The organism is Acutalibacter sp. (assembly GCF_056800975.1).
In genome coordinates, this window is the sequence record NZ_JBQISV010000009.1 from 30438 (window position 1) to 44752 (window position 14315).

Annotated in this window: 12 protein-coding genes; all 12 read right to left on the minus strand. The window is 61.5% G+C overall.

Annotated elements, in window-relative coordinates:
• Window positions 1–55: 55 nt before the first annotated feature.
• The gene (locus ACTO5E_RS02120) at window positions 56–598 is read right to left on the minus strand and encodes a DUF308 domain-containing protein (RefSeq protein WP_482301168.1); all 543 of its coding nucleotides are present in this window, start codon (window positions 596–598) and stop codon (window positions 56–58) included.
• Between the two features lie 13 nt (window positions 599–611).
• Entirely contained in the window at window positions 612–1145 is a 534-nt protein-coding gene (locus ACTO5E_RS02125) for a GNAT family N-acetyltransferase (RefSeq protein ID WP_482301170.1), read from the minus strand.
• Window positions 1146–1167: 22 nt separating this feature from the next.
• The gene (locus ACTO5E_RS02130; RefSeq protein ID WP_482301172.1) at window positions 1168–1947 is read right to left on the minus strand and encodes a nucleoside phosphorylase; all 780 of its coding nucleotides are present in this window, start codon (window positions 1945–1947) and stop codon (window positions 1168–1170) included.
• A gap of 345 nt (window positions 1948–2292) precedes the next feature.
• Window positions 2293–4602, minus strand: coding sequence for an AMP-binding protein (locus tag ACTO5E_RS02135; protein ID WP_482301173.1), 2310 nt, complete (start codon window positions 4600–4602; stop codon window positions 2293–2295).
• Between the two features lie 282 nt (window positions 4603–4884).
• Complete coding sequence (locus ACTO5E_RS02140; RefSeq protein ID WP_482301175.1) at window positions 4885–5697, minus strand: hypothetical protein; 813 nt, start codon at window positions 5695–5697, stop codon at window positions 4885–4887.
• Between the two features lie 387 nt (window positions 5698–6084).
• Window positions 6085–7137 (minus strand): ribosome small subunit-dependent GTPase A, encoded by a 1053-nt coding sequence (rsgA, locus tag ACTO5E_RS02145; protein WP_482301177.1) that lies wholly within the window; start codon window positions 7135–7137, stop codon window positions 6085–6087.
• 280 nt (window positions 7138–7417) lie between these two features.
• Complete coding sequence (locus ACTO5E_RS02150) at window positions 7418–9025, minus strand: xylulokinase (RefSeq protein WP_482301178.1); 1608 nt, start codon at window positions 9023–9025, stop codon at window positions 7418–7420.
• Between the two features lie 526 nt (window positions 9026–9551).
• The gene (locus tag ACTO5E_RS02155; RefSeq protein ID WP_482301180.1) at window positions 9552–10403 is read right to left on the minus strand and encodes a hypothetical protein; all 852 of its coding nucleotides are present in this window, start codon (window positions 10401–10403) and stop codon (window positions 9552–9554) included.
• Window positions 10404–10464: 61 nt separating this feature from the next.
• Window positions 10465–11814 carry a UDP-N-acetylmuramoyl-tripeptide--D-alanyl-D-alanine ligase gene (locus ACTO5E_RS02160; RefSeq protein WP_482301181.1) on the minus strand — a complete coding sequence of 450 codons (1350 nt, stop codon included), beginning with the start codon at window positions 11812–11814 and terminating at the stop codon, window positions 10465–10467.
• Between the two features lie 128 nt (window positions 11815–11942).
• Window positions 11943–12704, minus strand: a complete 762-nt coding sequence (locus ACTO5E_RS02165; protein ID WP_482301183.1) for a class I SAM-dependent methyltransferase — start codon at window positions 12702–12704, stop codon at window positions 11943–11945.
• Window positions 12705–12717: 13 nt separating this feature from the next.
• Window positions 12718–14052 (minus strand): C1 family peptidase, encoded by a 1335-nt coding sequence (locus ACTO5E_RS02170; protein WP_482301184.1) that lies wholly within the window; start codon window positions 14050–14052, stop codon window positions 12718–12720.
• Window positions 14053–14085: 33 nt separating this feature from the next.
• The coding region (locus ACTO5E_RS02175) for a hypothetical protein (protein WP_482301186.1) at window positions 14086–14315 on the minus strand (230 nt) is incomplete at its 5' end.

Sequence of the window (14315 nt, forward strand, 5' to 3'; positions counted from 1 at the left end):
CAAGGCCGGCGGACCGCCTTTTTGTGACTTTGGGCTTGGGGGGGGGCCGCTCTGTTTATTTGTCCCGGTAGGCACGGTCTGCGGCCAGGGTGCCGGCCAGGGTCGAGACCCCGTCGAACACAAAGCCCACCCCAATAAACACCACCAGGCTCTCCACTGTCTGGAAGGGCCGCAGCACCATGACCGCCCCGAACGCCGCCAGCACCAACGCTGCCGCCAGGGCGGCCCACCACCTTTGGTAGCCCAGGGCTTTCATATCCAATGCCCGCTTTCCTGCCGACACGCTGTCTACCAGCACATACAGCCCCAGCGCCACGGGGATGATGGACACCAGCACCTGGGGCGTTACCAGCAGGAAGAGGCCCAGCAGGCCCAGTACCACACCCAGGAACAGGTCGAAACGCTGGCTGTAGCCGCCGGTCTCCTGGGAGAGCCGCCGCCAGCTCAGCACCCGGGTGAGCCCATAGCCCAAGGTGACCAGGCCGATGAGCGTGCAGGCCAGCCGCAGGGCTGTGCCGGGGAAGATCATCAGCACCACGCCCAAGGCCGCGTAGAGAACAGAGGTGAGCACCAGACTGTTGCGGATACCTTTTAACATAGCTGTCACTCCTTCAAAGAAATTTTACCATATAGTATTCGTCGGCGCAGCTGCCGTCGGGATACCGGAGAGCCTGGGGCTTGGCGCCCCAGGACTGAAAACCGAAGCTTTTGTACATGCTCAGGGCCCGGTTGTTTCCGGCCACCACGTCCAGCTCCACCTGCCGGCAGTTGTGCTCCCGGCACCAGGCAAGGCAGTGCTCCATCATTTTGCCCCCAATGCCCAGGCCCCAATACTCTTGCAGCAGCGCAAAGGCCACCCCTGCCCTGTGCCGGAACCGCTGGCCGGCGCTGACCAGCCCTGCCGAGCAGTTCCCCACCAGTTTGCCCTGGTACTCTGCCACAAACCACTGGTGGTTCGGGTTGCTCTGCATGGTGCGGATCATCTCCGCCTCCTGCTCCACTGTGAAGCTCAGCTCGCCGGGGTTCCGGGCCAGAAACCGGGTTTGGGTATCCGCCGCGGCGATGATTTGGAGCAGCTCCGCCGCGTCCTCCACAGTAGGCGGGCGCAGGGTGAGCGTCTCGCCGTTTTTCAGCTGGTACTCCATGGGTATCGCCTCCCTATGCTATTTATGTATGATGGGCCGGTTGTGCGGAGATAAAACAGGCCAGCTCCGCTGCCAAGTCAAAATGGGTCATATCGTGCTGCGTGCCGGCGAGGCTGTCCCCCTCCAAACGGGGGTCCCACTGGGGGGCGTCCAGCAGGTCGCCGCTGGTGAGAAAGTAATACAGCTCATAGCCCCGGAAATCGCACATGGCCTGCAAGGCAGCGCACTCCATTTCCACGGAGACGCACCCCTCGGCCTTGCGCCTCTGAAAGTTCGTTTCTGTTTCCCGGTAGAAAGCGTCGGTGGTCCAGGTGCCGCCGGTCACATATGGGATGCCCCGGTCCGCCAGGAACTCCGCCACAACGCCAGCATGGGGGAGGCCGATGTAATCCGCCGGGGCCGCGTAATGGCAGGAGGTTCCCTCGTCCCGGTAGGCCCGGTGGGGGACCATCACCCTGCCGTGGGCGATTTCCCTGTCGAGACAGCCCGCCCCGCCGAACACCACGAACTTTTTCGTATCCACCAGCATGGCCACGCCTTCCAGCAGGCCCACCGCCGCCGGGGCTCCGATCAGCGTTTTATAAAAGGCAAGTGTGCGCCCCTTGTATTCCAGGGAATAGACAGGCGTGGGCCCGCAGGCGTTTCGCTCCTGGGCAAACTCCCGGCAGGGGTAGTGGTTGAGCACATACTGTTCGATTATGTCAGAAAAGGTGACGATGCAGGCATCGCATTTCAAACGGTCCTCCGCAGGGCGGAGCTGTATGATGGCGGGGGAGTTGGGGTCAAAGGCGTTGGTTATCATAATGGCATTCCTTTCGCATTGGTATATGTTCCATGTGTGGTTGACACAATATGCCAAAGGGAGTACAATAAAGCTGGATACCGGCTGCGGCGGTTAGCAACTCCCTCCGAAAGGAGGTGAGGCGAATGGGGAAAGTAATAGCGCGTATTCTGATTTACATACTTGCAGCGCTATTTTGTGTGTTCGTTTTGTCCCTAAAAGCGCGTTAACCGCCCGGACGCGACCCGAGCGGTTAACCTGACTTTTCTGGTTACTATCGAGGGACGCTAACCGTCACACAGCCGGTATCCCTTTTATGCTTATTATACTCCCGTCCGGGTCCTTTGTCAAGGTTTGCGGCGGGGGTTACTTGTTCTCCCCCCGCAGCTCCACCCGCCGGATTTTGCCGCTGATGGTTTTGGGCAGGTCCTCCCGGAACTCTACAATGCGGGGGTACTTATAGGGCGCGGTGTGCTTTTTTACATAGGTCTGAATCTCTTTTTTCAGCTCGTCGCTGGGCGTTGTGCCCCGGGTCAGCACAATGTCGGCCTTGACCACCTGGCCCCGCACCGGGTCTGGGGCGGCGGTGACAGCGCACTCCAGCACATAGGGCAGCTCCATAATCACGCTCTCGATCTCAAAGGGGCCGATGCGGTAGCCGGAGGACTTGATTACGTCGTCGGTGCGGCCCACATACCAGAAGTAGCCGTCCTCGTCCCGCCAGGCCGTGTCGCCGGTGTGGTAGAGGCCGTCGTGCCAGGCCTCCTGGGTCTGGCGCGGGTCCTGATAGTAGCCGGTGAACAGCCCGCAGGGAACCTTTTTATCGGTGCGGATGACGATTTCTCCGGTTTCGCCCACTGGGGCGGACTTGCCGTTGGGGAGCACCACGTCCACATCATACAGGGGGCTGGGCACGCCCATGGACCCCACCTTGGGGATGGCGCCCACTGGGTTGTAGATGACGCAGGTGGTCTCGGTTTGACCGAAGCCCTCCATGAGCATCAGGCCGGTGGCCCGCTTCCACTGCTCGTAGACCTCCGGGTTCAGGGCCTCGCCGGCGGTGGTGGAGTATTCGATGCCGGAGAGGTCGTATTTTGACAGGTCCTCCTTGATGAAGAACCGGTACATGGTGGGCGGGGCGCAGAAGGTGGTGATGTGGTATTGGGCGAACATGGGCAGAATGTCGTGGGCGTCGAACCGGTCAAAGTCATAGGTGAAGATGGCGGCCTCGCACATCCACTGACCATAGTATTTGCCCCACATGGCCTTGCCCCAGCCGGTGTCTGAAATGGTGAAGTGCAGGCCGTCGGGGTTGACATTGTGCCAGTAGCGGGCAGTGATATAGTGGCCCAGGGCGTACTGGTAGCTGTGCATGGCGATTTTCGGGTAGCCGGTGGTGCCGGAGGTGAAATACATCAGCATGGGGTCGCTGCCGCAGGGGGAGTCGGGCCTGCGCTCGTACACAGCGGAGTGGGCGGGCAGCTCCTGGTCAAAGTCGTGCCAGCCCATGCTTTGGGCCTTGGAGCTGCTGCCCACCAGAATTTTGACCTGCACGCCGGGGCAGGTTTGAGCGGCCCGGTCCGCCTCTTGGGCGGTTTCGCCATCGGCAGTGCAGACAATGGCCTTGACCCCTGCGGCTTTGAAGCGGTAGTCGAAGTCGTGCTCCATGAGCTGATTGGTGGCGGGGATGACCACCGCGCCCATTTTGTGCAGGGCGGTGATCACATACCAGAACTGGTAGTGGCGCTTGAGCACCACCAGCACCTTGTCTCCCCGGCGGATGCCCAGGGACTCCAGGTAGTTGGCGGTTTGGCTTGAGAGGCGGCTGATATCGGAGAAGGTGAACCGGCGCTCGCGCTTCTCACGGTCCACATGGAGCATGGCCAGCTTCTCCGGGGTGCGGCGGGCGATTTCGTCCACCACGTCAAAGGCAAAGTTGAAATTCTCCTGGTTTTTGAACTGGATCTCCTTGAGGATGCCGTTCTCATCCAGAAAGGTGTCGATAAAGGGGTCGGAGACGCTCTCTCGGGGCTTGCGGGCCAGCTTGCGGTCAATGAGGGTCTGGAATTTGTCCTGCTGGGGAGGCAGGTCCTCTGAGCCCTTCATGACCATGGCGTACAGCTGGCAGTCCTGGCCGCCGGTGGCGATCATGCCGTGGGGGGCGCCGGAGTTGTAGTAGATGGAGTCCCCCTCGTAGAGCACCTCGATATGGGAGCCGATTTGGGCCTTCATGGCGCCCTTTATCACAATGTCGAACTCCTGCCCCGCGTGGCTGGCCAGCTTGATGGCCGTGTGCTGCTCGGCCTCGCTGTAGGGCATGGTGACAAAAAAGGGCTCGGCGGTTTTGTCCTTGAACAGGGGGGCCAGATTGAGGTATTTGAACCCATGCCGCCGGGTAATAGGCAGGCCGTCCCCGTGGCGGACAATGGTGTAGGTGGACAGGGTGGGGCTGACCCCCCGGATCAGGTCCGTGGGGTCCACGCCAAAGCGTTTGGCGCATTTGTAGATAAAGGTAAAGCTGAAGTCCTGGCCCCCCTCCTCGCAGCGGCGGTACTCCTCCCGGCTGACGCCGGTGCACCTGGCCATTTCCTCCTCTGAGAGGCCGGTAATCTCCCGCATGGTGCGGATGCGCTGGGCCACCTCGGCCAGCTGGGTTTTCAAATCGGTTTTTTCCATTGGGTCGTCCCCCTTTTGGTATGTATAGTCACTAAAATGTAGTATGGACAGCAACACGAAAAATATAGCAGAAGGCCGAAACGCGGGCCGAAAGCATTCCTGACAGCAACACTCAGAAGCGCGGATATGGAGTCCAGAGGGGCTTGCCCCTCTGGCAGGGTCCAGGGGCAGCGCCCCTGGTGGGTCCTTAGGGCGAAGCCCTAAGCCGCCGGAGGCCAAAACATACAAACGCCCTTCATTTTCATTTTCAAAGAAAATGAAAATCCCACCACAAGCCTCCCCTCAATCCCCCACAGCCATATCAAAGCAGATCCTACCATCCTTCTCCCGGATATAGGGCTTGCGGCCCTGGATGTGGGCGTACGCCGGGTAGCGGCACACATTGTTGCGCAGCATGTACATGAGCATGGGGTGCACGGTGACGTCGTGCTCGCTGTGCATGACCATGCCCTTGTGCTTCAGCCATTTCAGCATTTCGGGCAGGTATGGGTCGGTGTAGGGCTTTGCCAGGTCAAAGGGCAGCTCGGAGAGGCACAGCCAGAAGTACCACAGGCAGAACCAGGGACGCTTTTTCTCGCTGTAATGCCGCTGGAAATTGTCCAGCCGACCCTTGAGCCAGGCTGTCTCCTCCGGCGCGGCCACGACCAGAAACCGCAGGACCGCCAGGGAGGCGTCAAAGCACTCCCCTACCCCGTCGTCCTCGCAGCCAAAGCAGGTGGTCTTCAGCCGGGCAAGGCTGCCCTCCCGCAGCTCCTCCACCTGGGGCCGGTCGGGAGCCAGCAGGCACAGCAGGCGGAGGATTTCCAGCTCGTAGAGATTGGCGGAGAATATCTGGGTCTTCGGGGTCTGGTTCAGGAGGCTTTTGTATTTTTTGCCCCCATGGTACGGGGGAATGAAGTAGGCCGGGTACATCCGCCGCCCCTCCCGGTCTACATTGCCCGGGCAGCGGACGCCCCGGTAGAAGCGCTCCGCCTCCTCCGGCGGGGTACGGGCTTCCAGCAGGCGGCGGACAATATAGAGCTTCTGGGACAAGGTCAGCTGGCCGTCCTGAATCAGGAAGCGGTTGGCCTTTACAGTCAGCTCGTAGGCGGTCATAGGCTCAGCTCCTCTCTCTTAAAAAATAAAAATCCGTCTCACGGGAAATACTCCCATGAGACGGATTGGCTCCGCGGTACCACTCATTTTGCGCTGTGCCATTTCCTGCCCAGCGCCCACTTCCAGGCTCTAACAAGCCCTGCGCCCTAACGCGGCGTACACGGAGGGCGTCTACCACCGCGGCGCGGCTTCGGACCCTCAGCTCGGAAGAGATAAGCGGAAGCAGCGGCGGGAGCCTGCCTCCCGCGCCTCCGGCGCTCTCCCTGCCGGCTTGCACCTGCCGCCGGCTCTCTGAAAGAGGATTGCGCCCCGCTGTCTTCGTCACAGCAATTCTGTTTTATTCGGTTTGGTATATTATACCTATTATACGCCTGCCGCAGCCGGATGTCAAGCCTTGCCGGAGAAATTTTTCCGGTATTTCTCCCCCTGCCGCCGGTTTTTGGACACAGAACGGCTCTGCTGGCCCCATTTCATCCGCTGGCTGGCCCGGGACTCCCCCGCCAGCTGGCAGTAGCTTTTCCAGCGGTCTTGGGAGAGCTCGCCCCTCTCAATCGCCGCCTGTATGGCGCAGCCGGGCTCGTTTTCGTGCTTGCAGTCCCGAAAGCGGCACTGGCCGAAATACTGCTCCACATCCGGGAAAGCCGCTGACAGGCCCTCGGCTGCGTCCCACATGCCCAGCTCCCGCATACCGGGGGTGTCGATGACCAGCAGCCCGGAGGCCAGCCGCAGCAGCTGCCGGTGGGTGGTGGTGTGCCGCCCCTTGCCGTCCCGCTCCCGGACGCCGCTGGTGGACATGACCTCCTCCCCGGCCAGCCGGTTGACCAGGCTGGACTTGCCCACCCCGGAGGAGCCCAGAAACGCCGCTGTCCGCCCAGGGGCCAGGCAGGCCTGCAGCTGGTCCATGCCGGCGCCGGTTTTCGCGCTTACGGCCAGAACCGGCACGTCTCCTCCCGCAGTCTCTTGGGCTGCGGCCAGCTTTTCGCTGTGGTCCCCGGGCAGGTCGGCCTTGGTGAGCGCCACCAGGGGTCTGGCTCCGGAGTTCCAGGCCAGGGTGAGGTAGCGTTCCAGCCGCTTGGGGCTGAAGTCCTCGTTTAAGGACTGCACTGCCACGGCCAGGTCCATGTTTGCCGCCACAGCCTGCTCGACGCCGCGCCAGCCGTCCAGCCGGGAGAAAAAGCTTTTGCGGGGCAGGGTCTCCACCAGCTGCCAGTCTCCCGGGGCAGGCAGGGCCAGCACATAGTCCCCTGTGGTGGGAAAGGACCTGCCGGCCTCAAAAAAGAATTCCTTGGTCTTCAGCCGGGCATACTGCTCGCCCTGCTGGGTTATCAGCTGAAACCGCTCCTTCCACACCGCGGTGACCCGGGCGGGCAGGGCGTTTTCAGGTTGGTTTACTTGGTCTAAAAGCTCTTGGGGAAAGCCCCATTCGGTCAGATTTGTCATGCCATTCCTCCCATCGAATCGTCAGCCTCTTGCGTACCAGGATGTTTTTCATAACACATCACTCCTTTCGATTTGGGGAACGGAAAGACTATACCACAAACAGGCGGAGCTTGTCAAGCCCGCCTGGCCCGCCGGGAGTGTCTAAACCACAGATGATTATCTCTGTGTTCCCCCGCCCGTAGGGCGGGGGAACACGAAAAACGCCTCGGAACGGACACTCGCCGGCCCGCCCTTGCTTGACACGAGGGCGGGATGCTGTACATGATTGGTGATATTGGGTTTACAGCTCTGTGTCCCCGGCCAGACGCTCCACCGGCAGCGCGGCCCGGTAGCGGCGGAGGAAGGCTGCAAAGCCCTCGGTGTCCTGGGGCTGGGGCTGGGCGCAGCTGCCCTTTGCCCCGGCAAACACCTGCTCTGCCAGATAGCTCTCCAGGTCCAGCCCGGGGGTCTTCTGGCAGGCCTTGGCGAACATAGCCAGCACTGCCATACCCCAGGGCCCGCCCTCGCCGGCGGTCTCCATCACGGACACCGGCACGCCCAGGGCCCCGGCCATCAGCCGCTGCCCCACCACAGGGGTCTTGAACAGTCCCCCGTGGCCCAGAAGCTGGTCAAGGGCAGCGTTCTCCTCCTTCAGCAGCAAGTCCATGCCGATTTTCAGGGGGGCCATGGCCGCGTAGAGCTGGGCCCGCATAAAGCCGCCCAGTCCCAGCGCCTGGCCGGGGACCCGGGTGAGCAGGGGCCGGCCCTGGCTCAGGCCGATGACCGGCTCGCCGGCATAGCAGTTATAGCTTACCACGCCGCCGCAGTCCGGGGGGCCCTCCAACGCTGCCTGATACAGCAGGTCGTACAGCTGCCCCTTGCTCAGAGAGGCCCCGGCCCGGCCCAGCAGCTGGGCGAAGACCTCCACCCAGGCGTCCAGGTCAGAGGTGCAGGTATTGCAGTGGACCATGGCCACAGGTCGGCCGGTGGGGGTGGCTACCAGGTCCAGCTCAGGGTAGACTTTGGAAAGGGGACGCTCCAGCACCACCATGGCGAAAATGCTGGTGCCTGCGGACACGTTCCCGGTGCGGGGGGCCACGCTGTTGGTGGCGGTCATGCCGGTGCCCGCGTCGCCCTCAGGGGGGCAGAGCAGGGCCCCGGGCTGCAGAACGCCGGTGGGGTCCAGCAGCTTGGCCCCTGCCGGGGTGAGGGCGCCGGCAGGGGCTCCGGCGGGGAGCACCTGGGGCAGGACCTCCCGGAGCTTCCAGGGCAGGGCCTGGTCCTGGACCAGCCTGTCGAATTGGGCCAGCATATTTTTGTCAAAGTCCAGGGTCTGGCTGTCAATGGGGAACATGCCTGCCGCGTCGCCAACGCCCAGGACCTTTTCGCCAGTGAGCTGCCAGTGGACGTACCCGGCCAGGGTGGTCAGGTAGTCCAGCTGCTGTACATGGTCCTCCTTCAGACGGATGGCCCGGTAGAGGTGGGCGATGCTCCATCGCTGGGGGATGTTGAAGCCGAACAGTGCGGTCAGCTCAGCGGCCTCGGCCTCGGTGACAGTATTGCGCCAGGTGCGGAAGGGGCACAGCTGCCGGCCCTCCTTGTCAAAGGGCAGGTAGCCGTGCATCATGGCGGAGACGCCCACTGCCCCCAGGGTGGTGAGCTCCTCGCCGTATGTTTCCTTTACCTCTTTGGCCAGTCTCTGGCAGGCGGTCTGAATGCCGGTCCAGACGTCTTCCAGGCGGTAGCTCCACAGGCCGTTTTCCTGGTGGTTTTCCCAGTCAAAGGCGCCGCTGGCAATGGGCTGGCAGCCGGGGCCGGCCAGGGTGGCCTTGATGCGGGTGGAGCCCAGCTCGATGCCCAGGGCTGTGCCGCCGGTGCGGATGGCCTGGATGATGGTTGCTTGGTTCATGGGGGAATCCTCCTTTGGGGTGATGGGGTGTTGCTTTGGGGTGGGGTGGGTTTGGGGAGTGTGTTTTTTTGCTTTTTTTGGGGGGACGCGGGTTTCTCTGCGGTTGTTGGGGTTTTCGTTCTGTTTGAGACGGCAGCGAGAGGGACTCTGGGCTTCCTGCGGCGGTTGGCTTTTCGTCTTGTTTGAGGCGACAGTGAGGAGGCCGCTGGTCTCCCTGCGGTGGTTGGGCTTTTCGTTCTGTTTGAGACGGCAGCGAGAGGGCCGCTGGTCTTCCTGCGGTCGACCTCGCTCCGACTTGCCTTCGGCAAGTCGACGGCGGCGCAGTCTTACCCCGGCCCGAACTTGGTCGAGGGAGCAAACTCGTACCTCGCGGCTTTGCTTACTGCGCCGCCGTTTTAAGGTCAAGGTCAAGACCTTGGGGACTCTGTCCCCAAACCTCTGCCACCTTTGTAAAGGTGGACGAAACTTTTGGTTCGCGCTCTTTTGGTTTTCTTTCGCTTTGGGTTTTTTGCCCGCGTTGGGGGGCTTAGATGGCGCGGCTGTACATCACATAACGGCCCAGGGAGCGGACGCCCAGCTCCTTCACAATGGGCTCCTCGTCTCTGTCGTGGAAGTAGTAGAAGCTCTCCATCCCGTCTGCCTTGCCCTGGTTCAGCGCACGGAGCAGCAGCGCCCGGACCGCCTGGGGGGCAAACCTGCCGTCTGCATAGTCCAGGCCGAAGATTTCCAGCATCCCGTCTACATAGACGAAGTAGATGACCGCCACATCCCGGCCGTCCCGTTCCAGCAGGTATAAGTGCCAGCGGTCCAGAGCTTCCCGGAGATGGGCGTTGTCCCAGTACATTTTCCCGTCCCATTGGGCGTGGATGGCGGCGAAGCGGTCAAAATTTTCTTCTGTGATGGGGACGTGCTTCGCGCTCTCGGGCTTTGGCTCGTATTCCTCAAACCTCATCACGCCCACCAGGCTCTCCTCACTCAGGGGCCAGCCCAGCTCGACCAGGTGGTTGACCGCCCGGGTGTTCTGGTCGGAAAAGCCGAAGTGCATGGTAAAGCCCGGGTACTTCTGACCCAGGTAGGCAATCAGCTCGTCCATGGCCTGCTCGGTCTTGTCCTCGGTGCAGAAGGCCCGGGTATCCAGATATTTGTCCTCGGGCAGGGCAAAGTAGTGGATATAGCCCAGGGTCTTGCCGTTGTCCTCAAAGAGCAGGGCCCCTTCGTGCTCCCTCTCATGGGCCAGGGCGGCGATCTCGTCGAACTCGGCCCGGGTCTTCAGGCCGTCAGCATAGGTGGGATAGCCGGAACGGGTCATGTCCAGGGCCAGGCTGTAGGCCCAGTCCAGGTAATTTTTGTAGTTGCTTTGGTTGAGTTCTCTCAGCATAGTCGTTTCCCCTCTTTCTGTTTTCCTTGGAATCATCTCTCACCACGGGAGAGCGGGAATCTTACTCTCCCAGGCCAGACAGCAGAGCGTTGACAACCTCCTCGGTCTTCATGCCCCGGGAGCCCTTCACCAGCACGGCGTCGCCGGGGCGGAGCCTGTGGAGCAGCCAGGCCGCGGCCTCGGCGTTGTCTTTTACGCACACTGCCTTGTCCCCGTAGCCCTGGGCGATCAGCCGGCCTAATTCTCCTATGGCCAGCAGCTCCACTGCTTTTTTTCGGGCATAGGCCCCGGTGCTTTGGTGGCCGGCCTGCTCGTAGCTGCCCAGCTCCCGCATACCGGCCAGCACGGCGATTTTTCTCCCGGTCTCGGGCCGGTCCGCCAGCACATTGAGGGCGGACTCCATGGAGTCGGGGCTGGCGTTGTAGGTGTCGTCGATGATGGCGACGCCCCCTGCCTCTTTGATTTGCTGGCGCATGGCAGGCGGCTCGTAGCTGGCAAGGACCCGGGCGGTATCCGCCAGAGGCTGGCCCAGCCAGCTGCCCACTGCCATAGCGGCCAGGGCGTTGCGCACATTGTGCTCTCCCAGCACAGGCAGGGAGACGGTCTGCTCCTGGCCCTCTGGGGAGCAGCAGGTGAAGGTCAGGGAGTCTTTGCCCTCAGCCACCTCTTTGGCCCGCCACTGGCAGTGCGGGGAGAGGCCGAAGGTCACCACCCGGTAGGAGCCGGAGGTGAAGCCGGACAGCAGGTCGTTGTCGCCGTTGACAAACAGGGGGGCTCCCTCTGGGAGGTAATCGGCCATGCGGGCCTTCTCCGCCAGGATGTTCTCACGGGTTCCCATGAACTCCAGATGGGACGTGCCGATGGTGGTGACCACCCCGCAGGTGGGCTTTACCACCCGGGCAATGCGGGCCATTTCGCCGGGCATACTCACCCCCATTTCAATGACAGCGGCTGTGTGCTCCGGCTCGATGCCACACACGGTGATGGGCACCCCCACCTGACTGTTGGCGTTGCCAGGGGTGCGCCACACCCGGCGGCTGGCGGTCAGCCCCAGAGCGGTCATCTCCTTGGCGGTGGTTTTGCCCACGCTGCCGGTAATGCCCACAATGGGCAGGGTGAACCGCGCCCGGTAGGCTTCGCCTACCTTTTGCAGGGCGGCGCGGCAGTCCTCTACCAGCACCAGGGGGCCGCGGGCCTCCACCGGGTGGTCGGTAAAGCTGGCGGCTCCGGCGGCAAGGGCGTTGGGGATGAACCGGTGGCCGTCCACGTTCTCGCCCCGGATGGGCACGAACATGGCCCCGGGGCAGGCCTTGCGGCTGTCGGTGACAAAGCCGGTTACCAGGGCAGAGCCGTCGCCGGAGAGCAGCCTGCCGCCGGAGAGCTCTGCGATTTCAGAAACGGTCATTTTCATAAGCTCACCTCTGCATAAAGGATCAGGACAAAAGGGAAGACGGCGGGCCATAGCAAGTGTTTTGAAAATGCTGACGCATCCTTTTCAAACGCTTTTCAGGGGGCCTGCCGTCTTCTTCGCTATATTTTTCAGTAAGGCTTTTGGGCCATCAGGCAATACCAGCCAATCTCGGAAAAGGGTTTGTCTTCAAACCAGGGGCAGGGCTTGATTTCAAATTGTGTATAGCCCATCCCTTCCAGCTCATCCTTGACCAGACGGAGGGAAAAGGGATGAAGATGCTCCTGGAACTGATTTGTTTTGAAAATTTTGCCATCCTTTTCGTAGCTGTGGAAAATGTTTATGGTGATGGTTCCGTCCTCATGATAGTCCCACACCTGAACATTGCCGATTCTGGTCCCGTCCTGCTGATAGAAGGGCTGAGGGATGATAAACCGCTGCCCGTTCTTTTGGGCCATCTCCCAGTTCCGGCTGTCGAAATAAAGGTAGCCGCCGGGCTTCAGGCACCGGTCCATCTCATGCAGGGTTTTCACCACGTCTTCATTGTCCACATGGGCCAGGGCATTGCCGGTGCTCATCACGCAGTCAAACCGGCAGTCAAAGCGGGCGGACAGCCCCCGGAAGTCGCAGGGCATAAGCGGAACCTGGAAGCCCTTTGCCGCTGCCTTCTCCCCGGCCTTTTTCAGCATACCCTCGTTCAGGTCTGACCCGGCGATCTGGTAGCCCAGCTCTGCCAGGGGGAAGGTCAGATTGCCGGTGCCAAAGCTGCAGTCCAGAATGCTGTGGACCGCTTTGCCGGCGAACAGCTTTCGATAATGCTCTTTATATGCCTGATTGGCCCTGTCGGTAAAGCGTTCGTCATAGATGTCGGGGTAGTCGTACAGGTCGGCCATAGGAAGCCCCTCCTTACGCCAATGAGCCCATGGGGTCCCAGGGCTCCAGGGCGATGGGGGCCTGGTCCAGCTCAGCCCGCTGGGCTTCGGTAAGGTACTTTTTATGTACCACCACCTGGTAGGTGTACTCGGTGAACCAGTCGTCGCTCATCACATAGTAGCCCTCGCTGCCGGCCTCTTTGCCCCAGCTGTTCTCTACCCGCCAGCGGGTGGGCTGGCCGTCCTCGTTCAGGTTTACCCCCTGGAACACCATGGCGTGGGTCATCAGGCTGTCGCCGTAGTCCAGGCGCTGGGCCTTGGTCATGCCGAACTCTGTGCCAAACAGCTGGTCGGGCCGCAGCACGTTCAGGTCCATAATGCCGCTGTCCCGGGCGGAGCACTTGCCTACGTCGCAGCCAAACCACACAGGACTGCCGTCTTGCAGCTGGCGGATGGCTGCGGCCTTCAGGTCCTCAATGGGCAGGTTCAGGTATTTGACGGGACGGCCCTCTACAATATTGCCCAGCAGCTTCACGGTAAAGGTTCTGTGATAGGGCTTGTCGGCAGTGGGGGCGTTGATGAGGCTCACATAGTCGGACATGTTCCAGCCCACATATTTCTCGAAGAAGCTTTTGCCGGTGAGGCCGGTCTCCCGGATGAATTTCTTGTCCTTGTCCCGGGCCTCAAAGGTGAAGGTTTTGGGCGGGGCGCCCAGGGCAATGCACAGCATGTTGTAGATGCTGCCCAGCATGGCCTCCTTCTGCTGGCGGAGCTGCTCTACGGTTTTGCCGGCAGCGTGACCCTCCCGCAAGGTGCAGGCGAACTCCCGGAGCTTGCGGGTCATGTAGCCGGTGACCTCCCAGGTGGCGGAGGAGCAGGCGGTCTCGGGCATGGCCTCCTTGGGCGCCACGCCGTATTTCTCCACCAGATTGCACAGCATATCCCACTGGCCGCCGTCGTTGAGGGGGGCGCTGAGCAGGTGGGCGATCACCCGGCCGTTGGTGGGCTCGTCCAGGGTATCCAGAATGCTCTCTAAAAAGTAGTTGGACTTTTCCAGCTTGTCGTAGAACAGGGTGTAGTTCTGGCTGAGCTCAAAGGTGTCCAGGTTCAGCTTGCGCATAATATCCACCCGCATGGTGTTCAGGGCGGCGAACATCCAGCACCGGCCCGAGCTCTTTTGGTTGGTAATCTTGCCGGTTTCCAGCTGGACGGAGAACAGATGCCGGTCCTCCCGCTGGACATGGGGGTCGGCAGCGGACTTGTTGACCCCGTTTGCGGTGACGGCCAGCTGGGCCACCCGCTTGGCGGGGTCGGCGGCAAAGTCCTTCTCAAAGGCTTCCAGCTGAGCGGTTTCAATGATTTTTTCCATTTTGGGTTCCTCCGTTTTCTGTGTTTGATTCCCTTATTCCTGTGGGGCAGCCTTTTGAATGGGCACCCACACCTCATAGCGGCTGCCCTGAGGGGTGCGGGCGTTTTCCTTCTCGATGCGAAAAATCAGGGACTCCGGTCCGCCGGCCCTAGAGTCTGTTTTAAAACCGGAGAAATGTCGGATTTTTGTCCCAAAACGAGGGCTTTCAAGGAAAAAACCGCAAGAAAGGCTTGCCGCCTTTCGAGGATTTTTGACGCAGAAAG